Raw genomic sequence first — 23675 nt, 5'->3', positions numbered from 1 at the left:
GCAGGAAATCCCCGCTTGGAGTATCCTGCCGCGATATATCACCAGGAAACGCCCATCATGATTCGCAGCATGACCGCCTTCGGCAACGCCCGAGCAGACCTAGAGCAAGGCACGCTTGCCATCGAACTGCGCAGCGTCAACAGCCGCTTCCTCGACCTGTATTTCCGCCTGCCCGACGAACTGCGCCACGTTGAAACGCCGCTGCGCGAACTGCTGACCGCCAACCTGGCGCGCGGCAAGGTCGAAATCCGCGTCTCGTTCACCCGCAACGCCAGCACCGACCTGTCCAAGCTGGATCCCGCCTGGCTTGAAAGCCTGGCCGAGCAGCTTCAGGCCGCCCGCCGCATCGTCCCCGACATCGCGCCGCCCCGCCTGGTGGAATTGTTCAATTGGCCCGGCCAACGCGGCAACGACGCGCTTGACCCCCAAATCTGGGGCGCGGCCTGCCTGCAGGCAGGCCAGCAGGCCCTGACCCAATTGCAGGAAGGCCGCGCCCGCGAAGGCGAACGCCTGGCAGGCATGATGCGCGAATGCGCCGACGGCGTGGCGCGCGTCGTCGACATCGTGCAGGCCCATCTGCCCCAGTTGCTGTCCGACCACCGCGACAAGCTGGCCGCCAAGCTGCGTGAAAGCGTGGAAACAGCCTTTCCGGGCGGCTTCACCCATATCTCCGGAGCGGAACTCTCCGAACGTCTCTCCCAAGAGGCCAACCTGTTCGCGCTGCGCATCGACGTGGCGGAGGAGCTGTCGCGCCTGCGTTCGCATCTGGAAGAGCTGCGCCACCTGCTGACCGATGGCGGCGGCAAGTCCGCCTCCGGCAAGAAGAACGCGGGCAGCGCCGGCAAGCGCCTGGACTTCCTGTTCCAGGAAATGAACCGCGAAGCCAATACGCTGGGCTCCAAGGCGGGCAGCATGGAAGTCACGCGCGCCGCCATGGACCTGAAGCTGCTGATCGAGCAGATGCGCGAGCAAGCCCAGAACATCGAGTAACCACGCCTTACGCGGAAAGCCGGTCCATGCAACGTGTCGTCATCATTGGCGGAGGCGCCATGGGCAGCTCCGTGGCGTATTTCCTGAGCCTTGTGCCCGGCGCGTTCGACGTGACCGTGATCGAACGCGACCCGACCTACGCGCAAGCCTCGTCGGCGCTGTCGGCCAGTTCGATCCGCCAGCAGTTCACCAGCCCGGTCAATATCGGTATGTCGCAGGCGGGCATCGCATTTCTCCGTACGTTGGACCGCACCTTGTATGTCGACGATCCCGCGCCCGACGTGGGCTTGACCGAACCTGGCTATCTGTACCTGGCCAGCCCGGCCGGCAGCGCCGCGCTACGTGACAACCATGCCACCCAGGTCGCGCACGGCGTGGACGTCGCCCTGCTCCAGCCCGCCGAATTGGGCGCGCGTTTTCCGTGGCTGCATACCGGCGACCTGGCGCTGGGCGCGCTGGGCCTTTCCGGCGAAGGTTGGTTCGACGGCTACGGGCTGATGCAGGCGCTGCGCAAGAAAGCCATCGCGCAAGGCGTGCGCTACGTGCGCGGCGAAGCGGTGGGATTGCTGCAAGAGGGTTCCCGGATCAATGGCGTCTGGCTCGACCGGGGCGCGGCGCTGGCCTGCGACGCCGTCGTCAACGCCGCCGGTCCCTGGGCCGCCCGCGTCGCCCGCTGGGCCGGCATCGACCTCCCGGTGCGCGCCCGGCGCCGCACCGTATTCAGCTTCAGTTGCCCGCAGGCGCTTCCCCGGTGCCCCTTGCTGATCGACCCTTCGGGCATCTGGTTCCGCCCCGAAGGCAGACGATTCCTGTGCGGCTTCGCACCCGATCCGTCGGACGATGCTGACGACATGCCGCTGCAAGCGCAGCACGAGGCGTTCGATGCCCATGTGTGGCCACTGCTGGCCCAACGGGTACCCGCGTTTGAGGCGGTACGAGTCCAAAGCGCCTGGGCCGGCTATTACGAGATGAACCTGTTCGACCAGAACGCCATCATCGGGGCCCACCCCGACTGCCCCAACCTGTTCTTCGTCAACGGCTTCTCGGGGCACGGTTTGCAGCAGGCGCCTGCCGCCGGGCGCGGCATCGCCGAGCTGCTGGCCCACGGCGAATACCGCAGCCTTGACCTGTCGCCCCTGTCGTTCCAACGCATTCTGGACAACCGTCCGCTGCGGGAAAAGAACATCATCTGAATGATGTCCGCCTCCCGCAGACGGGGGTTCAGCGCACCTCGCCCGCCGCGGGCTCGCCGCGCAGGGCCGAATCCAGGTATTGGCTGCGGGCGCGCGCATCCGGGAAGCGCATGTCCCGATAGCTGATGAATCGCGATCCGCGCGCCAGCCGATAACCCAGCCAGATCAGCAGGAACAGCGGAATGCCCACATAGGTGGCCACCACGCCGCCCCAATCGATCCGGTCCTGCAGGAACGCCTGATAGTTCTGGCCCAGGGTGATGATCAGGCACAGCACAAAGGCGAAGATGGGGCCAAACGGAAAGAACGGCGACACATACGGCAGGTCAGCCAGATTGTGGCCCTGCTTCACATAGCCGCGGCGGAAGCGGTAGTGGCTGATGGCGATGCCCAGCCAGGCGATGAAGCCCGTCATGCCCGACGTGTTCAGCAGCCAGATGTAGACCGCATTGGGGCTGAAGATGAAGGTGAAGAAGCACAGCGCCGCCACCACGGTGGTGGCCAGCAACGCCCACAACGGCACGCCATTGCGCGAAATGCGGCCGAAGATGCGCGGCGCCTTGCCCTCGCGCGCCAGGCTGTACAACATGCGCGTGGCCGCATACATGCCCGAGTTGCCCGCCGACAGCACCGACGTCAGCACCACGGCGTTCATGACAGAGGCCGCCCCCAGCAGGCCGGCGCGCTCGAAGATCAGGGCAAACGGGCTGACGCTGATGTCCTCGACCTCGTTGCGCAACAGATGCGGATCGGTATAGGGGATCAGCAAGCCGATCACCAGGATGGCCATGACGTAGAACAGCAGGATGCGCCAGAACACCTGGCGCACCGCGCGCGGCAAATTGCGCGCCGGATCTTTGGATTCGCCCGCGGCGATACCGATGAGTTCGGTGCCCTGGAACGAAAAGCCCACCACCATCGCAACGCCGATCAGCGCCGCGAAGCCGCCGGCGAACGGCGCGTCGCCGACCGTCCAGTTGGCCACGCCGCCCGTCTCGCCGCCGCGGATGATGCCCAGCAGCATCATCACGCCCATGGCAACAAAACCCAGCACGGCCACCACCTTGATCAGCGCGAACCAGAATTCGGCCTCGCCGAATCCGCGCGCCGACATGGCGTTCAGGCCGAAGGTGATCGCCAGGAACAAGGCGCTCCAGTAGAAGCCGGGCACGTCCGGAAACCAGTACGCCATGACGAGCTGCGCCGCCACCAGGTCCACCGCCACGGTGACCGCCCAGTTGTACCAATAGTTCCAGCCCAGCGCGAAGCCAAATCCGTCTTCGACATAGCGGGCGCCGTAGGTGGAGAACGAACCCGACACCGGCATCGCGGCGGCCAATTCACCCAGGCTGGTCATCAGGAAATAGACCATCACCCCGATCAGCACATACCCCAGCAACGCGCCCCCGGGTCCGGCCTTGGCGATGGTCGCCCCCGAGGCGACGAACAGGCCGGTCCCGATGGACCCGCCGACCGCGATCATGGTCAGGTGGCGTGCGGACAGGGTGCGGCGCAGTTCGGACGGCTGATCCGCCTTCGCTGCGCGCGTGCCGCCTGCGCGGCCTTCATCGTGTTCCGATGGTGCCAAAATGCTTTTCCTTCACGTCGTGAAGGCACCCGCGCGGTGCGCTGCGGATGCCTTGGGATTACCGGGCAACGCGCGAGAATAGCGCAAACCGCCTCGCCGCGAAAAATGGCGAGGCATCGGGGACGGATCCTGCTATTGGAAAGCGGTTTCCATGAACGTGCGCAATTTGCGCGAATGCAGCCGCTCGGGCGGCATGTCGCGCAACCGCTCCAGCGCCCGGATGCCGATCTCCAGATGCTGATTGACCTGGCGGCGATAGAACACGCTGGCCATGCCGGGCAGCTTCAATTCGCCATGCAGAGGCTTGTCGGACACGCACAGCAATGTGCCGTAGGGCACACGGAAGCGGAACCCGTTGGCCGCGATGGTGGCCGACTCCATATCCAGCGCGATCGCCCGGGATTGCGCAAAACGCTCGACCAGTTCCACGTGGTCGCGCAGTTCCCAGTTGCGGTTGTCGATGGTGGCGACCGTGCCGGTGCGCATGATGCGCTTCAAGTCCCACCCCGACAGTCCCGCCACTTCTTCCACCGCCTGCTCCAGCGCCACCTGGACTTCCGCCAACGCGGGGACCGGTACCCAGGTGGGCAGGTCGGCATCCAGGACGTGGTCCTCGCGCACGTAGCCGTGCGCCAGCACGTAATCGCCCAGGCGCTGCGAATCCCGCAGGCCCGCGCAGTGGCCCAGCATCAGCCAGGCATGCGGGCGCAGCACGGCGATATGGTCGGTGATGGTCTTGGCGTTGGACGGGCCCACGCCGATGTTCACCAGCGTGATGCCGGAATGGTCGCCGCGCACCAGGTGGTAGGCAGGCATCTGCGGCAAGCGGGCGGACTGCCCCTCGTCGCCCGGGCCGCTTTCACCGCGGCGGGTGATGCGGTTGCCGGGCTCGACCAGCATGTCATAGTCCTCGTTGCCGCTGGCCATCAGCGCCCGGGCGCGGGCGCAGAACTCGTCCACATAGAACTGGTAGTTGGTGAACAGCACGAAATTCTGGAAGTGCGCCGGCGCCGTCGAGGTGTAGTGCTGCAGGCGGTGCAGCGAATAATCCACGCGCTGGGCGGTGAACGGCGCCAGCGGCTTGGGTTCCCCTTCCTTGCCGCGCCAGGAGCCGTTGACGATGGCGTCGTCTGTCACGGCCAGGTCCGGCACGTCGAACAGGTCGCGCAGGGGGCGCTTCAAGGCCTCCAGGTGCTCGCCCTCGACATAGGCCCCCTCCGGAAACGCGAAATGCAGCGGGATGGGGGAATCCGATTCGCCGACCTCCACCGCCACGCGGTGGTTCTGCAGCAGTTGGCCGACCTGCTCGATCAGGTAGTCGCGGAACAGTTCGGGTTGCGTGACCGTGGTCTGGTAGATGCCCGGCTCGGCCACATGGCCATAGGACAGGCGCGTATCGATCGGGTCGTAGGTTTCGACCACGATGCGGATCGCCGGGTAATAGGCGCGGGCGCGTTCGCGGCCGTTGCCGGTGCCGTTCAGGACCTCGCGGAACGCCGCGCGCAAAAAGGCCGTATTGCGCGCATAGATTTCAGCCAACCGGTCGACTGCCGCCCGGGCGTCCAGGAAAGGTTCAAAGGGCATGGCGTCAGGCCGGTTCATCGACGACAAAGGGTGGACTGCATTCATCATTGAGCTTTACTCCGCTTTCTTGTCTGCCGATTATGCCCGAGCGCGTCGCAGATGAAGCGTCATATTCCGGCGCGCCTGCGCGGCGGCGCCATCGCCAATGATATAGAAACAATATATCATTCCGATTCTTCGAATTTCCTGTCCCCTTTGTCCATGCCGTCCCTGCCCGGCCACCGCAACGCCGCCCCGCCGCTCTACGCGCGCTGGGCCGTGCTTGCCTGGCTGTCCGTTTGCCTGCTGCTGGCGCCGATGGGCAGCCTGCGCCATGCGCTGACGCATCTGGGCGAGGCGCCCGCCGCCAGCCAGGACGATGCCCACCCGCATGAAAAACTAGGCCACTGCGACCTGTGCCAACTGTGGGACCTCCTGGACGCGACGCTGCCGTCGTCGTTCGCGTGGATCGGCGGGCACGCCGCTCCTGCGGCGCCGGTGGCCCATTTGCCCGCGGGTACCACCGCCGTCGGCGGAACCTGGTTCCAATCCCGCGCCCCGCCCGTCCAGGCCTGAAATCCGCCTTGTCAGCCGCCTTGTGGCGGTGCTCGATTTCATCCACCGGCGTTACCGCCGGCATCCTGGATTGCCATCATGAATTTTCCGACCGTCCCCGCCGGGGCACGCGCGCCCCTGCGCGCCTTCGCCCTGCGTCCGCTGGCCCTTGCTTGCCTGGCTGCGTTGCCCCTGGCCTTGCCCGCCGCAGCCCGTGCGCAGGTCGCGCCCGACACCGCCACGCTGTCGCCCGTCGTCATCACCGCCAACCCGCTGGGCAGCGACGAGCTGGCCTCGCCTTCCACGGTACTTCAAGGGCAGGAGCTGGACCTGCGGCGCGGCTCCAACCTGGGTGAAACGCTGAACGGGCTGCCCGGCGTGTCCACCACCAGCTATGGCCCCATGGTTGGCCGGCCCATCATCCGCGGGCTGGATGGCGACCGCATCCGTTTGCTGAACAACGGCGTCGGCACGCTGGACGCATCATCGCTGTCGTTTGACCACGCCGTCCCGCAAGACCCGCTATCCACCAACCGCGTCGAGATCCTGCGCGGGCCCGCCGCCCTGCTGTATGGCGGCAACGCCATCGGCGGCGTCGTCAACACGCTGGACAACCGCATTCCCACCGAACCCATCAATGGCATCCACGGTGACGTGGGCGGCAGCTATGGCGGCGCCAACAATGACCGCAACGGTGCCGTCCAACTGGAGGGCGGCGACGGCACCTTCGCCATCCATGCCGACGTCTTCGGCCGCAAGACCGGCACGCTGCGCATCCCCGGCTATGCCCGCACCGCCACGCAGCGCGCCGCCGACGGCCCCGACGCCGACCAGCCCCGCGACCGCCTGCCCAACAGCGACGGCGAGGCCAGCGGCGGCGCGCTGGGCATGTCCTGGACCGGCGAACACGGCTACGCCGGCCTGTCCTACAGCGGTTACGACTCCAATTACGGTTCGGTCGCCGAAGCCGACGTGCGCCTCAAGATGCACCAGGAACGCTTCGGCCTGGCCGGTGAACTGCGCGACCTGACCGGCCCGTTCCAGAGCATCAAGCTGAACTTCGCCTATACCGACTACCAGCACAAGGAAATCGAAGACGGCGAAACCGGCACGGTCTTCAAGAACCGGGGTTATGAGGCGCGCCTTGAAGCCCGGCACGCCGACATCGGCCCGCTGCATGGCGTGGTCGGGCTGCAACTGGGCCAGACGCGCTTTTCAGCATTGGGAGACGAAGCGCTGGTGCCGACCACCGACACCGACTCCGCCGCCCTTTTTGCGCTTGAGGAGTGGAACCTGACCGAACGCCTGACGCTGTCGGCCGGCGCCCGCATGGATCACACGCGGCTAAACCCGGCAGCAGGCGGCAATGACCGGTTCGACGATTCGGCCGGCCGCAGCTTCACGGCAGGCAGTTTTTCGCTGGGCGCCGTCTACAAGCTGACCCCGGTCTGGTCGCTGGCGGCCAACGGTGCCTACACCGAACGGGCGCCCACGTTCTACGAGCTGTACGCCAACGGCCCGCACGCCGCCACCGGCCAATACCTGGTCGGGGATCAGAATCTGGGCAAGGAGCGCGCCTGGTCCGGCGATCTGTCCTTGCGCTACAAGGACGGCACGGATCACGGCAGCGTGGGCGTTTTCTACAGCAGCTTCGCCAACTATCTGGCAGAGACCAACACCGGCCGCTATCGGAACGACGATGGCGACGTGGTGGCGGCCGGCGACGACGGCGCCCTGCCCGAGGCACGCTACCAGGGAGTCTCGGCCCGCCTGTACGGCGTGGAGGCGGAAAACGTCACCCGCATCCTGCAGCACGACGGCCACGCGCTGGACTTGGGCCTGTCGGGCGACTACACGGTGTCGCGTAACCGGGATACCGGGCGTTCGCTGCCCCGCATCCCGCCGCTGCGCCTGCGCGTGGCGCTGGATTACGGCTATGGCCCGTACAGCGCGGGCGTCAGCGTCTCCAAGGCGTTCGCCCAGCACGATCATCCTGCCAACGACACCTCCACGGCCGGCTACTACAGTCTGGACGCCAACGCCGGCTATCGCTTCAAGGCCACCGGGGTGCAGTGGCAGGCTTACGTGCGCGGCATCAACCTGACCAATCAGGACATCCGCTACGCGACCTCGGTGCTGCGGGACGTCGCGCCGGAAGGCGGGCGTGCGGTCATGGTCGGCATGCGCGGTAGCTTCTGACAGGTGGTTCCGCCCCCGCCGTTACGTCTCGCCCCAGGCGCGGCGTAACGGCGCGCGGCGAATAATGCTGCATTGCACTACAAATGTAATGAAACTTTATTCCATTATAATTTGCGAGCATCCGGGGCGTGCGCGCGCGGGATGCGCCCCTTTCCGCCGGCTTGCCCCCTCAGGGCAAAGCCATGCCGCCCACTCCGATTTTTGAAGTGACGTAATGACTCCGCCCACGCGAAAAGTCCGAATTGCCAATTTCAGCATTCCCGTTTTCCTGTCAGCGCCCCTTCTGGCCCTGACCCTCTCCTGGATCCCCGGCGCCGCCCAGGCGTCCATCCCCTCCGAGCAAGCCCGCCCGACGCTCAGCGGCCTGCGCCTGGCGCAGGAGCCCACCGTTCCCACCCTGCGTGAACGCGTCGTGCAAGCAGGGCTGGACGCGATCGGCACGCCCTACAGCTGGGGCGGCGACGACGCAGAAGGTTTCGATTGCAGCGGGCTGGTCCTGTATGTGTTCCGCGAAATCGCCGGACTCGAACTTCCCCGCACGGCCCGCGCGCAGCGCACCTCGGGCGAATCCGTGTCCAACAAGAAAGAACTGCGCCCCGGCGACCTGGTGTTCTTCGCCACGCGCGGGCGCGGCGTGACCTCGCACGTCGGCATCTACATCGGCCAGAACAAGTTCGTTCACGCGCCGCGCCGCGGCACCAAGGTGCGTGTCGATGAAATGAAGAATCCCTACTGGACCAAGCGTTACGTCGGCGCACGGCGTTATCTGGATACGACCCAAGGCCAGTTGTTGGCCCAGGCGTCCCGCTAACAGCCGTTCCGACCCGTCCAGGCGGAAAAAAGGCGCCTGCCGGGGCGCCTTTCTGGGGGCCTTGCCGAGCCTGCCACGGGAGCGTCCCGCCGCAGGCTCTTCGTACGTTCAGCCTCGGCCGACGAACGGCATGTTGGTGGCCATGATGGTCATGAACTGCACGTTGGCTTCCAGCGGCAGGCGCGCCATCGCGGCAACTGCCTGCGCCACGTGCGCGACGTCCATGCGGGGCTCGACCTTGGTGCTGCCGTCCGCCTGCAGAATGCCGGCCGCCATGCGTTCGGTCATGTCGGTAGCCGCGTTGCCGATGTCGATCTGGCCGCAGGCAATACTGTAGGGCCGGCAATCCAGCGAAATCGACTTGGTCAGCCCGGTCACGGCATGCTTGGTCGCGGTATACGCGATCGAGAACGGGCGCGGCGCGTGCGATGAAATCGATCCGTTATTGATGATGCGGCCGCCTTGCGGCGTTTGCGCCTTCATGATGCGGATGGCCGCCTGCGCGCACAGGAACATGCCCGTCAGGTTGGTGTCGACCACCTCGCGCCACACCGCCACCGGCAATTCTTCGATGGGCATGGCCGGCGCGCCGCGGCCCGCATTGTTGAACAACACGTCCAGGCGGCCGTACTCGCGCTGAGCGGTGTCGAACAGATCACGCACGGCGTTTTCGTCGGTCACGTCGGTGGGCACCACCAGCGCCCTCACGCCGTCTTCGCCCGCCGCCGTGCGGGTCGCTTCCAGCGGCTCGCGGCGGCGGCCGGCCAACACCACGCGATAACCCTGGGCCAGGAATTCAAGCGCCACGGCGCGCCCAATTCCAGTGCCGGCGCCGGTCACCAGGGCCACGCGGGGCGGTTCGATCTCGTTTGTGTGCATCGGATTCTCCTTGTTCTCAATCGGCGTGATGCTACCCGAATCATTCCCCCGATGCTGCAAGCAAAGTTAGCAGCCACGACACACTTTCTCCTTCTCTCAAGCAAGCAAAAGAAACGCGATTGCAGCGGCTCAAGCCGGCGATTTCGCGTTGATCTGTCACAAGTGTTTATATAATTTGTGGAAATTAGCTTATTACCCAAACTCCAATAACATTCCTCGGAGCAGGCAACCATGACCCTACGGTCCCTTCCACGCGCGCTTGCGCTTGGCGCGCTGATCGCCACAGCGGCCAGCGCGCAAGCCGCGCCTGACGGCAAACAGATCAGCACCCAGGGGGCCAATGGCGCGCCCGCCTGTATCACCTGTCATGGCGCCCGCGGCGAAGGCAACCCCGCCGCGGGCTTTCCGCAATTGGCGGGCATCGGCGCCAAGTATCTGGCGGAGCAGCTGGAAGCGATGGCCAATGGGTCGCGGGTCAGTCCCGTCATGGCCGCAACGGCCAAGGCGCTGGATCCCGCGCAGCAACAAGCCGTGGCCAGCTACTACGCCAGCCTGCCTTCCCCGTTGAATGTGGACCGGCTGGCCGCCACGGCCATGCACCCGGTCAAGCCTGCCGATACCGGCGCGTGGCTGGCCACGCGCGGCGCCTGGGACAAGAATGTGCCCGCCTGCAATCAATGCCACGGCCCCGGCGGCATCGGCGTGGGCGACAACTTTCCCGCATTGGCGGGCCAACCCGCCGCCTACATCGCCGGCCAATTGCGCGCGTGGCAGCAAGGCCAGCGCCCGCCCGGCCCGCTGGGCCTGATGCCCGCGGTCGCCACCCGCCTGACCGACGCCGACATCGATGCGGTATCCGCCTACTATGCCGGCCTGCCCAAGGCCGCCGACCTGCTTGCCTCGCAAGCCAATGCCGCCGAGGGGGCCAAGCAATGATCCGCCTTCCGCTTTCCCGCCTGGGTTTCGCCGCCGCCTGCCTGGCGCTTTCGGGCACCGCGCTCGCCGCCGAGCCCCGCCCCGCCTTCACGCCCCCGTCGGCCGCTTCGTTGCCCGACACCGAATTCGGCAAGATCGTGCGCCAGGGCGAACAGATTTTCCTGCACACGCCCAAGATGGCCGGCAAGTTCGTCGGCAACGACCTGAACTGCACCAGCTGCCACCTGGACGCGGGCCGGCGCCCCGACTCCGCACCCATGTGGGCAGCCTACGTGCTGTATCCCGCCTATCGGGCCAAGAACGAACACGTCAACACGCTGGCCGAGCGCCTGCAAGGCTGCTTCCGGTTCAGCATGAACGGCAAGGCGCCCGCCGCCGACGACCCCACGCTGACGGCCTTGCAAAGCTATATGTTCTGGCTGGCCAGCAAGGCGCCCACGGGCGTGGTGCTGGAGGGCCAGGGCTACCGCAAACTGCCGGCGCCGGCGCAAAAGGCCGACTACGTGCGCGGCGGCAAGGTCTACGCCCAGTACTGCGCGGTCTGCCACGGCGCGGACGGCCAGGGCCAGAAGAACGGCAAGCATTGGGTGTTTCCCGCCCTGTGGGGCGCCGACTCGTTCAACTGGGGCGCGGGCATGCACCAGATCGGCAACGCCGCTGGTTTCATCAAGGCCAATATGCCCTTGGGCCAGGCCGGCATGCTGAGCGACCAGGAAGCCTGGGACGTGGCCTATTTCATGAACGCCCATGAACGCCCGCAAGATCCGCGTTATGCCGGGTCCGTCGCGGCGACGCGGGCCAAGTACCACGATTCGGACGATTCCCTGTATGGCATCGAGGTCAACGGGCATTTGCTGGGCAGCGACTCCCCGCCGCCCGGCGGCAAGCTGATCCAGGCTGCGGCCAAGCCCGCCGGTTGATCGGCCGGGGCAAGCGGCAAGCGCCGCATCCACGCCCAAAAAAATCGCGGGGCCGGACAGCGGGTTTCCCCCTGCCGCGCCACGCGATTTGCTAGACTTCCGGTCTTAGCATCACACGCCGGTCATATTCATGCACGCCAACCCCGGAAACGTCTTCATGGTCGTCGCGCCCAGCGGCGCGGGCAAGTCCAGCCTGGTCAAGGCCTTGCTCCAGCAAGACCCGTCCATCGAACTGTCCATTTCCTGCACCACGCGCGCACCCCGTCCGGGCGAAGAAGACGGCCGTGAATACCGCTTCGTAACGCCTGACGACTTCAAGCGCATGCGCGAAGACCAGAATCTGCTGGAATGGGCGGAAGTCCACGGCAATTTCTACGGCACGCCGCGCGACCGCATCGACGCCGCCACCCGCGAAGGCCGAGATGTCCTGCTGGAAATCGATTGGCAAGGCGCTCGCCAGGTCAAGCAACGTTTCCCCGGCGCAATCGGCATTTTCGTGCTGCCGCCGTCCATTGACGAACTCGAAAGCCGGCTCAAGGCGCGGGGCCAGGATGCCCCCCAGGTGATCGCGCGCCGGCTCATGGCCGCAGGCGGCGAAATCGCCCACGCGCCTGAATGCGAATATGTTATTATTAATCAAGAATTTAGCGTAGCCTTGTCGGAACTGATACAAATCGTCAGTGCCGCGCGGCTGCGCTTTTCGTCTCAGGCCGCCCGCCACGCCCAGTTGTTCTCGCAACTCGGCATTCCGGCCGAACACTGAGCCGAACGCATTCTCCCTATCATCCATCAGCACCAGGTGTCCTAATGGCTCGCATTACCGTCGAAGACTGTCTGAATCAAATCCCCAACCGTTTCAAGCTCACGCTGGCCGCGACGTATCGCGCTCGCGAGTTGGCGCAAGGCCATGCCCCGCGCCTGGACAGCAAAGACAAGCCCACGGTCACTGCACTGCGCGAAATCGCGGGCGGCCTAACCGGCGTGGAAATGCTGCGTAAAGTTCCCACCTGATAGTCTCCGGGGGGCGGCAAGCATGGCTTTTCCCGGGCTGAAGTACGCTTCATCTGGTCTGCTTGCCGCACTACGTGCCGGCTCCCGTCTAGGGCGCCGCACGGGCAAGAAAGACAAAAAACTCTCTACGCCACCGTCCGTCGCCGCGCAAGAAGCGGCGGACGCGACCGCCTCGCCGGTTGCTTCGCTGGCGCCGCTGACCGAAATCATCGGCAGCTATCTCGACAAGAAAGATGTAGAGCGCGTGCGCGAAGCCTATCGCTTCGCGGACCAGGCGCATCTGGGCCAGTTCCGCGCCAGCGGTTCGCCCTACATCTCTCACCCCATCGCCGTCACGGAAATCTGCGCAGGCTGGAAGCTCGACGTCAACGCGCTGTCGGCTGCCCTGCTGCATGACGTGATGGAAGACCAGGGCATCGCCAAGCACGAGCTTGCCGAGAAATTCGGCCCTGAAGTCGCCGAACTGGTCGACGGCCTGTCCAAGCTTGACCGCCTGGACTTCGCCACCAAGGCCGAACAACAGGCCGAAAGTTTCCGCAAGATGCTGCTGGCGATGGCGCGCGATGTGCGCGTCATCCTCATCAAGCTGGCCGACCGCCTGCACAACATGCGCACGCTGGACGCGGTCAATCCGGAAAAGCGCCGGCGCATCGCCCGCGAAACCCTGGACATCTACGCGCCCATCGCCCATCGCCTGGGCTTGAACCTGCTGTTTCGCGAACTGCAGGACTTGTGTTTCGCGGCCATGTACCCGAACCGCTACCAGGTGCTGTACAAGGCCGTGCTGGCGGCGCGCGGCAACCGCCGCGAAGTCATCACGAAGATCGCCGATTCGGTCCGGGCCTCGCTGCCCGCCGCCGGCATCGAAGCCGAAGTGACCGGCCGCGAGAAAACGCTTTATGGCATCTATCGCAAGATGGTCGACCAGAAGAAGTCGTTTTCGGACGTGCTGGACATCTACGGCTTTCGCGTCATCGTCCATACGCTGCCCGAGTGCTATTTGGCGCTGGGTACGCTGCACCAGCTATATCGCCCGGTGCCCGGCAAGTTCAAGGACTACATCGCCATTCCCAAAGTGAACGGCTACCAGTCCCTGCATACGACGCTGGTGGGCCCCTACGGCACGCCCGTGGAATTCCAGTTCCGCACGCGCGACATGCATCACGTGGCCGAGGAAGGCGTGGCGTCGCACTGGCTGTACAAGGGCGCCGACCTGACGCTGAACGACCTGCAGAAGCGCACGCACCAATGGCTGCAATCGCTGCTGGACATCCAGAGCCAGACCGGCGATTCCGGCGAATTCCTGGAACACGTCAAGGTCGACCTGTTCCCGGACGCCGTGTACGTGTTCACGCCGCGCGGCAAGATCATTTCCCTGCCCCGCGGCGCCACGCCGGTGGACTTCGCCTATGCGATTCACACCGACATCGGCAACCAGGCCGTGGCGGCCAAGGTCAATGGCGAGTTCGTCCCGTTGCGCACCGAACTCAACAGCGGCGACACGGTGGAAATCGTAACCTCGCCGGCATCGCGCCCCAACGCGCAATGGCTCAACTATGTGCGCACAGGCCGCGCGCGCTCGGAAATCCGCCACTACCTTCGCACCGTGAAGTACGAAGAATCGGTGGCCTTCGGCGAACGCCTGCTTAGCCAGGCGATGCAAGAGCTGCACATGCCGATGCCCGCGACCGACGACCCGGCCTGGCAGAAGCTGGCGCGCAGCACCGGCGCCAGTTCGCGCGAAGAGATCCTTGCCGACATCGGCCTGGGCAAGCGCCTGGCCGCCGTGGTCGCGCGCCGCTTCGCGCCCGAGCACCAACTGGTCGCCACCACGGCTGCCGCGGTGGACGAGCTGACGTCGGCGCGCAGCGCCCCCATCCTGATCCAGGGCAACGAAGGCCAAGCGGTGCAGTTGGCGCCGTGCTGCGGCCCGCTGCCCGGCGACCCGATCGTGGCGGGCATGCGCATGGGCCACGGGCTGGTGGTGCATACCGCCGATTGCCCGGTCGCCACCCGCCAGCGCCTGCGCGAGCCGGAACGCTGGATCAATGTGGGCTGGGACGCGCACACGGCCAAGCACCTGGCCACGCGCCTGGACATCGTCACCCGCAACGAACGCGGCGTGCTGGGACGCCTGGCGGCGGAAGTCACGGCCGCCGACGCGAACATCATGCATGTCACGATGCACGACGACGCGGTGTCCACGGTGTCTTTGCATCTGACGATCCAGGTCGACAGCCGCAAACATCTGGCCCAGGTCATCCGCGCCATCCGGCACGTGCCGCAGGTGCAGAAGATCGTCCGGGTGAAGGGCTAACCTTTTGCCCTGGCGAAAAAAAGCCGGCGCTTGGCGCCGGCTTTTTCATTTCCCGCAGCCGTTCACGCCACGTGTTGCAGGAAATCCTTCAAGCGCTGGCTGGGCGGGTTGCTCAGCAGTTCCGCCGGCGGGCCGTCATGCGCAATCTTGCCGGCGTCGATGAAGATCAGCCGGCTGCCAACCTTGCGCGCGAATTCCATCTCGTGCGTGACGACCACCATCGTCATGCCCTCTTCCGCCAGGTCGCGCATCACCTTCAGCACTTCGTGGCGCAGTTCCGGATCCAGCGCGGACGTGGGCTCGTCGAACAGCATTAGCTTGGGCTTGATCGCCAGCGCGCGGGCGATCGCCACGCGCTGCTGCTGGCCGCCGGAAAGCTCCGACGGATAGTGGTTCATCCGTTCGCTCAAACCGACTTTATGCAGCAGCCCCTGGGCGAGTTCACGCGCTTCGCCCCGGTCCTGCCCGCGCGTATGCACGGGCCCGAACATGACGTTCTCAAGCGCCGTCATCTGCGGGAACAGGTTGAACTGCTGGAACACCATGCCGGCTTCGCGGCGGATCTCGCGCACCTGGGCGGCGTCGCCCTTCACGCTCAGGCCGTCGACGAGCAGATCGCCGCCGTTGATCGTTTCAAGCACGTTGATACACCGCAGGAAAGTGGACTTGCCGGACCCCGAGGGCCCGACCACCACCACGACCTCGCCCGCATCGATGTTCAGCGAGATGCCGTTCAGCACCATGGACTCGCCGAAGTTCTTGGTGACGTTATGAAATTCAACCATGCTCATAGTATGCGCATCCTTCTTTCCACCAGGTGCAGGCCCAGGGCCATCAAGCCGGTCAGGATCAGGTAGACGATCGCGACGGCCGACCAGATTTCAACGGCGCGGAAGTTGCTGGCCATGATCTCCTGCCCCTGGCGCGTCAGTTCAGCGACCCCGATCACGATGAACAGCGAGGAATCCTTCAGGCTGATGATGCACTGGTTGCCCAACGGCGGGATCATGCGGCGGAACGCCACGGGCCCGATGATATGGAACAGGATCTTGTGGAATGGCAGGCCCATTGCCTGGCCGGCTTCCTTCAACCCCTTGTGCACGGACAACAGCGCGCCGCGCACGATTTCGGAAATGTAGGCGCCGGAATTGATGATAAGCGTGACGATGGCCGCCCATTCGGCGTCCACGCGGATATTGGCCAGCAGCGGCAAGGCGAAGTAGATGAACATCACCTGCACGACGATCGGCGTGCCGCGGATGACGGCCACATACACTTGCGCGATGGCCGACAGGATCGGATGCCCGTACGCTCGTGTCACGCCCGACAGCGCGCCCAGCAGGAAGCCGCCGACCAAGCCCCAGAACGTGATCTTGACGGTCATGAGCGTACCCTCAAGCAGGTTGGGTAGCGCGTCTTGAATTACACCCCAGTCAAACTCCACGATATTCCCCCTATGGCGCCATCTTGCGCCGCATCATGGTGGAACCGCCCGGCAGCGGAAACGGCGCGGGGCCGCCCGCCGGAGCGCGGCGTTCCGGTTGGAACGTCCGGCGCCCTTACCGGCGGGCGGCCCCGAATGCAAAGCGACTTCGCATCGATTACGGCTTCTTGCCGAACCACTTTTCGTAGATCGCGTCGTACTGGCCGTTGGCCTTCAGGGTGGCCAGCGCCTTGTTCACCTGCGGGACGAGTTCGCTGCCCTTGGGGAAGGCGATGCCGTAGAAGTCGCCGCTCTTGACCGAGCCGACCACCTTCACGCGGCCCTTGCCTGCCGTATTGGCGTAGTACTGGACGTTGGGCGTGTCATGCACGGCGGCATCCACGCGGCCCGTGGCCAGTTCAAGATAAGCGTTGTCGATGTTCGGGAACAGCTTGAGCTTGGCGTCCGGCACCTGAGCCTTCAGGAAGTCCACCGTGGCGGTGCCGGTCTTGACGGCGACCGTCTTGCCGGCCAGGGACTTGGCGTCCTTGATGTCGGTGTTCTTTTCGCCGACCAGGATAGCCAGGCCGCTTTCGTAGTAGGGGTCGGAGAAATCGATGACCTTCTTGCGGTCGTCGCGGATCGTGATGCCCGCCAGCGCGGCGTCGATGTTCTTCGTTTGCAGGCCGGGAATGATGCCGTTGAAGTCCATCGGCTGGAGCTTGTACTTCAGGTTGAGTTCCTTGGCGACGGCTGCCCAGAGATCCACGTCGAAACCCACATAGGTATTACCCTGTTTGAATTCGAACGGCACGAAAGCGGTATCGGTGGCCACCACCAATTCCTTGCCTTGGGCCTGGGCGCCGGAGACGGCGCCGAACATGGCCACGGACAGGCCGACCAAGGCGGCGGCGACTTTACGTTTGATCATGAAACTCTCCTCTTGGGGACCGTCGGCACCCCGGGGTTGTTGTAGGGGCATGATTCCTGGCTACGCCGGGGTCTCCGGTGCAACGTATTGGGGATCTTAACGCATCCGTCCCCACCGGAGAGAGCTTAGAAAAATTACAATCCCCATGACACCCGGAGAATCCCCATGCCCTACAAATATGTACGCATTGCCGGAAATCGGCACCAGGTCGGCCAGGCGCTGGGCAAGCTGGCCCGCCCGATCATGTCGGCGTATTTGAACCAAAGCAGCACCTGGGAAGCCCTGCGGCCCTGGCGCGGCCACGCTTATGTAACCGAACTTGGTCAGCAAGCCCGGGCGGCGCTGCCGGAGATTTGGGACGAACTTGAAGGGCTGGCCGACGGCCTGCGCATGCCGGTCCAAGACGTGCTGCTCTGGAACTGCCGTGGCGACCTGCTGCACAGCACCGGAGACAGTTGCACCTCGGTCGCGTTGAAGGCGGCGGACGGTTCACGCTGGATCGGCCACAACGAAGACGGCGACCCCTATCTGTATGGCCGCTGCCATCTGGTTGACGTGGCGCTGGACGACGCGCCGGGTTATCTCAGCTTCTATTACCCCGGCTCATTGCCCGGGCACACCTTCGGGGCGAACCGGGCAGGCCTGGTGCAGACCATCAACAACCTGCGTACCCGCCAACGGTATGCAGGCGTGCCGCGCATGTTCCTGGCGCGCGCGGTGCTGGACTGCACGACGCTGGACGAAGCCACCGACCTGCTGCGCGACACACCGCGTTCCGGAGGCTTTCACCATACGCTGGGCAGCGCGTCCGACCCACGCCTGATCAGCGCCGAGGTCACACCTGGCGCAGTCTCGTTCCTGGAGATTGGCACGCGCTACGGCCACGCCAACCACATGGTGCACCGGGAAACCCGTGGGCAGCCTCAAGTCATTACTGAATCGTCGCGCGAGCGGCAGAACCGGATCGACGGGATCGTGGACGGATGGTCGCCTGAGACCGGCAGCGCGGACGTTCTGGCCGCGCTGCACGACACGTTGGGCGCCCTGCCCATCCTGCGCACGGACGCCCGCGACCCCGACGGCGAGAACACGCTGGCCACCGCGGTATTTGAAATCCGGGACGAGGACGTCGCGCTGCGGGTCTACGACCGCAGGGACAAAGCGGATATTGCATTGGACGTGATGTCCGATCCCGACTGAACGGGACCGGACACCACCGGCCACCCTACGGCGTGCCGTAACCGCCGCCGCCCGGCGTTTCCACGACGAACACGTCGCCCGGATGCAACTGGGCGCTGTCTTGCGGACCGAGTTCCTGGATGGAACCGTCGACGCGTTCGATCGTGTTGCGCCCCATCGCTCCCGGTTGCCCGCCTGCCAGGCCGAACGGCGCGAACCGGCGGTTATTGGACAGGATGGCCGCCGTCATGTCTTCCAGGAAGCGGATGCGGCGCACGCCGCCTTCGCCGCCCGGATAGCGCCCCGCGCCGCCCGAACCCTTGCGGATCTCGTACGACTCCAGCCGCACGGGAAACCGGAACTCCAGCACTTCGGGGTCCGTCAGGCGCGAATTGGTCATGTGAGCCTGCACGACCGACGTGCCCGCGAAGCCCTCGTCATGCGGACCCGCGGCGTCGATGCGCACCGGACCTGCGCCCGTGCCACCCGAGATGGTCTCGTAGTACTGATGGCGCGCGTTGCCGAACGTGAAGTTGTTCATCGTGCCCTGGCTGGCCGCCAGCACGCCCAGCGCGCCGTACAGCGCGTTGACGATGCACATGGAGGTCTCGACGTTGCCTGCCACCACCGAGGCCGGCGGGTTCGGACGCAGCATCGAGCCTTCCGGCACGATGATCGACAGCGGCACGAGGCAGCCGTCGTTCAACGGGATGTCGTCGTTGACCAGGGTGCGGAACACATACAGCACCGCCGCCACGGCGATCGCCCCGGGCGCGTTGAAGTTGTTGTCCAGCTGCGCCGACGTGCCCGTGAAGTCCACCACGGCGGTGCGTGCCGCGGTGTCCACCTTGACGGCCACGCGGATCACCGCGCCGTTATCCAGCGGGTATTCGTAGCGGCCGTCCTTCAGTACTGAAATCACGCGGCGCACCGCCTCTTCGGCGTTGTCCTGCACGTGGCCCATATAGGCCCGCACGACGTCCAGGCCGAAGTGGTCGCACATGCGCAGCAACTCTTGCACGCCCTTCTCGTTGGCCGCGATCTGCGCGTGCATGTCGGCGATGTTCTGGTCGGGATTGCGCGCAGGCCAGCGGCCGGAACCCAGGATGTCTCGGGCGGCCTGCTCACGGAACTCGCCATTCTTCACCAATTGGAAGTTGGTGAACAACACGCCCTCGTCTTCCACCGTCTTGGAGTCCGGCGGCATCGAGCCTGGCGTGGTGCCGCCGATATCGGCGTGGTGACCGCGCGAGCCCACGTAGAACAGGATCTGGCGTCCGTCGTGGTCAAACACGGGCGTGATGACCGTGACGTCCGGCAAGTGCGTGCCGCCGTGGTAGGGATCATTCACCACATACGCGTCGCCCGGCATCATGCGGCCGGCGTTCGCGTTCATGACCGTGCGCACCGATTCGCCCATCGACCCCAGGTGCACGGGCATGTGGGGCGCATTGGCAATCAACCGGGCCTGGGCGTCGAAAATGGCGCAGGAGAAATCCAGGCGTTCCTTGATGTTGACGGAGTATGCGGTGTTCTGCAGCCGATAGCCCATCTGCTCGGCGATCGACATGAACAGGTTGTTGAATACCTCAAGCATGACCGGGTCGGCTTGCGTGCCGACAACACGGCGTTCCTGGCGGACTTCCACGCGGCGGATCACGAAGTGGTCCTGCCGCGTCAATTCGGCCTGCCAGCCAGGTTCGACGACGGTGGTCTGATTGGGTTCGGAGATAATCGCGGGACCCGACACCACGTCGCCGCCGGCCATGTCTTCACGGACATACAGCGGCGTGTCGCGCCAAGCACCCGCGCTATACATGCCGACCACGCGGCGCGGCGCCAGCGCGCCTTCGCGCGTGCGCGACACCGCCGCCTCGCCGACGCGCTCGCCGCCGCCCGTGGCTTCAACCGAAATGGTCTCGACCACCAGTTCGCGGTTCGGCATCAGGAAGGAATAGCGCTGGCGGTACGCCGCTTCAAAGTCGGCGCGCGCCTGGTCCAGATCCGAAAACGCCACTTCCAGCGCCGTATCGGTGCCGCGGTACTTCAGGTGCAGGCGGCGCTGCACGCTGATGTCGCCCTCCGGCACATGCTGGCGCCGCAATTCGCCCACCGCCTGCGAGGCGAGTTCTTCCAGTTCATCGTTCAACTGGCCGATCAGGCTGGCGTCCAGGACCTTTTCGACGGTCTTCTGGCGCATGTCCGTCTGATCGGCCAGCCCCATGCCGTAGGCCGACAGCACGCCGCCCAGCGGGTGCGCGAAAACCGTGGTCATGCCCAGGGCGTCGGCCACCAGGCAGGCATGCTGGCCGCCGGCGCCGCCGAACACGGTCAGCGCGTATTCCGTGACGTCGTGGCCGCGCTGGACCGAAATGCGCTTGATGGCTTCCGCCATGTTGCCCACGGCGATTTCGAGAAAGCCCTCGGCCAGTTGCTCAGGCGTCATATCGCGACCGGTGGCGGCGCGCACGTCGTCCGACATGGCGGTGAAGCGTTCCACCACGGCATCGCGGTCCAGCGCTTCGTTCGCGTCGGGGCCGAAAACCTTGGGGAAGAAATCCGGCTGGATCTTGCCCAGCAGCACATTGCAGTCGGTCACGGCCAGCGGGCCGCCCCGGCGATAGCAGGCAGGCCCGGGATTGGCGCCTGCGGAATCGGGGCCGACGCGCAAGCGCGCGCCGTCGAAATGCAGAATCGACCCGCCGCCCGCCGCCACCGTGTGGATGCTCATCATCGGGGCGCGCATGCGCACGCCCGCGACCTGCGTTTCGAATTCTCGCTCGAACTCACCCGCATAGTGGGACACGTCGGTCGACGTACCGCCCATGTCGAAACCGATCACCTTTGGGAATCCGGCGATTTCGCTGGTGCGCACCATGCCGACAATGCCGCCGGCGGGGCCGGACAGGATGGCGTCCTTGCCGCGGAAGCGGTGCGCGTCGGTCAGGCCGCCGCTGGATTGCATGAACATCAGGCGGATGCCCGGCAATTCGCCGGCCACCTGGTCCACGTAGCGCTTGAGGATCGGTGACAGGTAGGCGTCCACCACCGTGGTGTCGCCGCGCGACACGAACTTGATCAGCGGGCTGACCTCGTGCGAGGCCGACACCTGCGTGAACCCGATTTCGCGCGCGATGCGGGCGGCGCGCTGCTCGTGCCCGGTGGCGTGCCACGCGTGCATGAATACGATGGCGACCGCGCGGATACCGCTGTCGAAGGCGGCTTGCATGCTCTGGCGCAGATCCGCCTCGTCCAGATCACGGATGACCTCGCCGTCGGCCGCCACCCGCTCGTCCGCCTCGACGACGGACTCGTACAGCATCTCGGGCAGCATGACGTTGCGGTCGAACAGCCGCGGCCGGTTCTGGTAGGCGATGCGCAGGCCATCGCGAAAGCCCCGGGTCGTGACCAGCAAGGTGCGCTCGCCTTTGCGTTCCAGCAAAGCGTTGGTTGCGACGGTCGTGCCCATCTTGACGCATTCGACCTGCTCGACCGGCACGGGCTGGCCGGGCGCCACGCCCAACAGCTTGCGGATACCGGCCACCGCCGCGTCGCGGTACTGCTCGGGATTCTCCGACAACATCTTCGCGGTGGTGGTGGTGCCATCGGGGCGCCGTGCCACGATGTCGGTAAAGGTGCCCCCACGATCAATCCAGAATTGCCACTTCTTCATACATGTCCTTGAAAACGAACGGCCGCGGCGCGTACCGCCGCGGTCGGAGTGCAGGTGACGGGGACGTGCCCGAATGGGAATCAGAGAGAGGTTGCCGCCCGGGCCGCCTGGTCGTACAGGCCAGACAGCGCGCGTAAGGTGTGCGCCAGTTGCCGGCTGAATTCCAGCCCGCCCCCACTCGGCCCATCCAGGCCGGCGGTCAGGCATTGCTCGCGGATCTCGCCGTAGCGCTTGAGGATCGCCGCGCCCTCGGGCGTGACGCTATAGAAGACTTCCTTGCTGCTGCGCTCGCCTTGCACCACGCCCAGACGATCCAGCTTCTTCAGCGCGTAGCTGACGATATGGGTGTCTTCGACGTTGAGCGTGAAGCAGATGTCGGCCAGCTTCTTGGGACGCTGCCGGTGGTAGACATGGTGAAAGACCATGACGTCGGTCGGCGTCAACTCGGGCAGGCCGGCCGCGGCCATGCAGCGCACCGTCCAACGGTCGAACGCATGGCTGGCGATCATCAGCCCGAATTCGACTTCGGACAGGTCGGGCGCGCTGCCGCCGGCCAAATGGGACGACGACGCGATCAGGGAAGAGCTCATGGAAAGCGCAAGCCAAGTTAACTTGAGCGAAATACTAATAATTTATGGATAGTTCATCCATAAAAAATAACCATCAGACCGCAGGAAACCCCCATTTCGAGGGAAATCCCCTAGCGCTTGACAGGCAAATCCCGGTATTCAGGGGGCAGACCAGCCCATGGGCAGATTGGCGCGGATGAGCCAGCCCGCGATCGAAATGCGGGGCGCGATATCGGGCATGGCGTCGCCCGGGCCGAACCAGCGGGCATCCGCGATCTCGTCTTCCTGCACCCGGATCTCGCCCGACACGTAGTCGGCCGTGAAGGCGACCATCAGCGAATGCGGGAATGGCCAGGGCTGGCTGCCGAAATACTGCAGATTGCCGACCTTCAGGCCCACTTCTTCGAAGACTTCGCGGTGCACGGTCTGCTCGATGCTCTCGCCCGGCTCGACAAACCCGGCCAGCGCGGTATATCGGGACGTGGCCGTGGTGGTGTGGCGCGCCAGCAGGATGCTGTCTCCCTTGCGGATCAGCACCATCATCGCGGGCGAAATGCGCGGATAGGCCGAAAAGCCACAGGACGGGCAGCGCAGGCAGAATTCGTGCGCGACGCGCTCGGCCGGCGTGCCGCAGACGCCGCAGAACCGGTGCGTGCGCGCCCACTCGGCGATCTGGTAGGCCCGGCCCGCCAGCGCCATGCGTTCGTCGTCCAGCACCCCGAACAAGGAACGCAGCTTCTTGAAGGCGTAGCCCTCGGGGGCTTCCAGCCCCGGATCGACGTGGACCGTGCGGTACGGCGACGCGGGCGTGATCCAGACCGGCTGCAAGGCGGCGGGCGCGAGGCCGATGCGTTCACATAGCGCCGCATCCGGCAACACGCTGGACGTCTCTTGGACCAGCAACTCATCACGGCGGAATACGAAATTCACTGGGGCCT

20 protein-coding genes are annotated in these 23675 nt (G+C 65.5%); 11 read left to right on the top strand and 9 right to left on the bottom strand.

Annotation, left to right across the window (positions count from 1 at the left end; genetic code table 11):
- The first annotated feature begins 57 nt into the window (after positions 1–57).
- Positions 58–990 (top strand): YicC/YloC family endoribonuclease, encoded by a 933-nt coding sequence (locus HG262_RS01980; protein WP_169269435.1) that lies wholly within the window; start codon positions 58–60, stop codon positions 988–990.
- A 26-nt stretch (positions 991–1016) separates the two neighbouring features.
- Positions 1017–2183 carry an FAD-binding oxidoreductase gene (locus tag HG262_RS01975; RefSeq protein ID WP_169269434.1) on the top strand — a complete coding sequence of 389 codons (1167 nt, stop codon included), beginning with the start codon at positions 1017–1019 and terminating at the stop codon, positions 2181–2183.
- Positions 2184–2211: 28 nt separating this feature from the next.
- Here HG262_RS01975 and HG262_RS01970 read toward each other — a convergent pair whose 3' ends face one another.
- Positions 2212–3771 carry an amino acid permease gene (locus HG262_RS01970; protein ID WP_169269433.1) on the bottom strand — a complete coding sequence of 520 codons (1560 nt, stop codon included), beginning with the start codon at positions 3769–3771 and terminating at the stop codon, positions 2212–2214.
- Between the two features lie 132 nt (positions 3772–3903).
- Complete coding sequence (locus tag HG262_RS01965) at positions 3904–5400, bottom strand: AMP nucleosidase (RefSeq protein WP_169269558.1); 1497 nt, start codon at positions 5398–5400, stop codon at positions 3904–3906.
- 156 nt (positions 5401–5556) lie between these two features.
- Here HG262_RS01965 and HG262_RS01960 point away from each other — a divergent pair, with 156 nt between their 5' ends.
- From HG262_RS01960 to HG262_RS01950, 3 genes are all read left to right on the top strand, one after another.
- Positions 5557–5910 carry a hypothetical protein gene (locus HG262_RS01960; RefSeq protein WP_169269432.1) on the top strand — a complete coding sequence of 118 codons (354 nt, stop codon included), beginning with the start codon at positions 5557–5559 and terminating at the stop codon, positions 5908–5910.
- Between the two features lie 78 nt (positions 5911–5988).
- Positions 5989–8088 carry a TonB-dependent receptor gene (locus HG262_RS01955; protein WP_169269431.1) on the top strand — a complete coding sequence of 700 codons (2100 nt, stop codon included), beginning with the start codon at positions 5989–5991 and terminating at the stop codon, positions 8086–8088.
- A 214-nt stretch (positions 8089–8302) separates the two neighbouring features.
- Entirely contained in the window at positions 8303–8899 is a 597-nt protein-coding gene (locus tag HG262_RS01950) for a C40 family peptidase (RefSeq protein WP_169269430.1), read from the top strand.
- Between the two features lie 108 nt (positions 8900–9007).
- Here HG262_RS01950 and HG262_RS01945 read toward each other — a convergent pair whose 3' ends face one another.
- A complete protein-coding gene (locus tag HG262_RS01945; RefSeq protein ID WP_169269429.1) occupies positions 9008–9778 on the bottom strand; it encodes an SDR family oxidoreductase in 771 nt (256 codons plus the stop codon).
- 231 nt (positions 9779–10009) lie between these two features.
- On the opposite strand from HG262_RS01945, the gene HG262_RS01940 reads away from it, so the two are divergent.
- The 5 genes from HG262_RS01940 (at position 10010) to HG262_RS01920 (ending at position 14962) form a co-directional block, all read left to right on the top strand.
- Entirely contained in the window at positions 10010–10714 is a 705-nt protein-coding gene (locus tag HG262_RS01940) for a c-type cytochrome (protein ID WP_169269428.1), read from the top strand.
- Entirely contained in the window at positions 10711–11634 is a 924-nt protein-coding gene (locus HG262_RS01935; protein ID WP_169269427.1) for a c-type cytochrome, read from the top strand. Before HG262_RS01940 ends, HG262_RS01935 begins: the two co-directional genes overlap by 4 nt.
- Before the next feature lie 130 nt (positions 11635–11764).
- Entirely contained in the window at positions 11765–12397 is a 633-nt protein-coding gene (gmk, locus tag HG262_RS01930) for a guanylate kinase (RefSeq protein WP_169269426.1), read from the top strand.
- Positions 12398–12441: 44 nt separating this feature from the next.
- Positions 12442–12645: a DNA-directed RNA polymerase subunit omega gene (gene rpoZ, locus HG262_RS01925; protein ID WP_006219679.1), complete on the top strand. Its 204-nt coding sequence runs from the start codon at positions 12442–12444 to the stop codon at positions 12643–12645.
- Positions 12646–12667: 22 nt separating this feature from the next.
- Entirely contained in the window at positions 12668–14962 is a 2295-nt protein-coding gene (locus HG262_RS01920; protein WP_169269425.1) for a bifunctional (p)ppGpp synthetase/guanosine-3',5'-bis(diphosphate) 3'-pyrophosphohydrolase, read from the top strand.
- A gap of 62 nt (positions 14963–15024) precedes the next feature.
- Here the strand turns inward: HG262_RS01920 and glnQ are convergent, their stop codons facing one another.
- The 3 genes from glnQ to glnH form a co-directional block, all read right to left on the bottom strand.
- Positions 15025–15753, bottom strand: a complete 729-nt coding sequence (gene glnQ / locus HG262_RS01915) for a glutamine ABC transporter ATP-binding protein GlnQ (RefSeq protein ID WP_105558257.1) — start codon at positions 15751–15753, stop codon at positions 15025–15027.
- The gene (gene glnP, locus HG262_RS01910; protein ID WP_169269424.1) at positions 15750–16406 is read right to left on the bottom strand and encodes a glutamine ABC transporter permease GlnP; all 657 of its coding nucleotides are present in this window, start codon (positions 16404–16406) and stop codon (positions 15750–15752) included. Before glnP ends, glnQ begins: the two co-directional genes overlap by 4 nt.
- Positions 16407–16563: 157 nt before the next feature.
- A complete protein-coding gene (glnH, locus tag HG262_RS01905) occupies positions 16564–17316 on the bottom strand; it encodes a glutamine ABC transporter substrate-binding protein GlnH (RefSeq protein ID WP_006222243.1) in 753 nt (250 codons plus the stop codon).
- Between the two features lie 165 nt (positions 17317–17481).
- Between glnH and HG262_RS01900 the strand changes: the two genes are divergently transcribed.
- Positions 17482–18516 carry a C45 family peptidase gene (locus HG262_RS01900; RefSeq protein WP_169269423.1) on the top strand — a complete coding sequence of 345 codons (1035 nt, stop codon included), beginning with the start codon at positions 17482–17484 and terminating at the stop codon, positions 18514–18516.
- Between the two features lie 25 nt (positions 18517–18541).
- Here the strand turns inward: HG262_RS01900 and HG262_RS01895 are convergent, their stop codons facing one another.
- The 3 genes from HG262_RS01895 to nudC form a co-directional block, all read right to left on the bottom strand.
- Positions 18542–22168, bottom strand: a complete 3627-nt coding sequence (locus tag HG262_RS01895; protein WP_169269422.1) for a hydantoinase B/oxoprolinase family protein — start codon at positions 22166–22168, stop codon at positions 18542–18544.
- Between the two features lie 80 nt (positions 22169–22248).
- Positions 22249–22758 (bottom strand): winged helix DNA-binding protein, encoded by a 510-nt coding sequence (locus HG262_RS01890; RefSeq protein WP_169269421.1) that lies wholly within the window; start codon positions 22756–22758, stop codon positions 22249–22251.
- 138 nt (positions 22759–22896) lie between these two features.
- Entirely contained in the window at positions 22897–23667 is a 771-nt protein-coding gene (gene nudC / locus HG262_RS01885) for an NAD(+) diphosphatase (RefSeq protein WP_169269420.1), read from the bottom strand.
- Between the last annotated feature and the right edge of the window lie 8 nt (positions 23668–23675).

It is taken from the genome of Achromobacter sp. Bel, assembly GCF_012928505.1.
Classification (GTDB): Bacteria; Pseudomonadota; Gammaproteobacteria; order Burkholderiales; family Burkholderiaceae_B; genus Achromobacter.
This window is presented reverse-complemented; position numbering and strand designations above follow the sequence as displayed.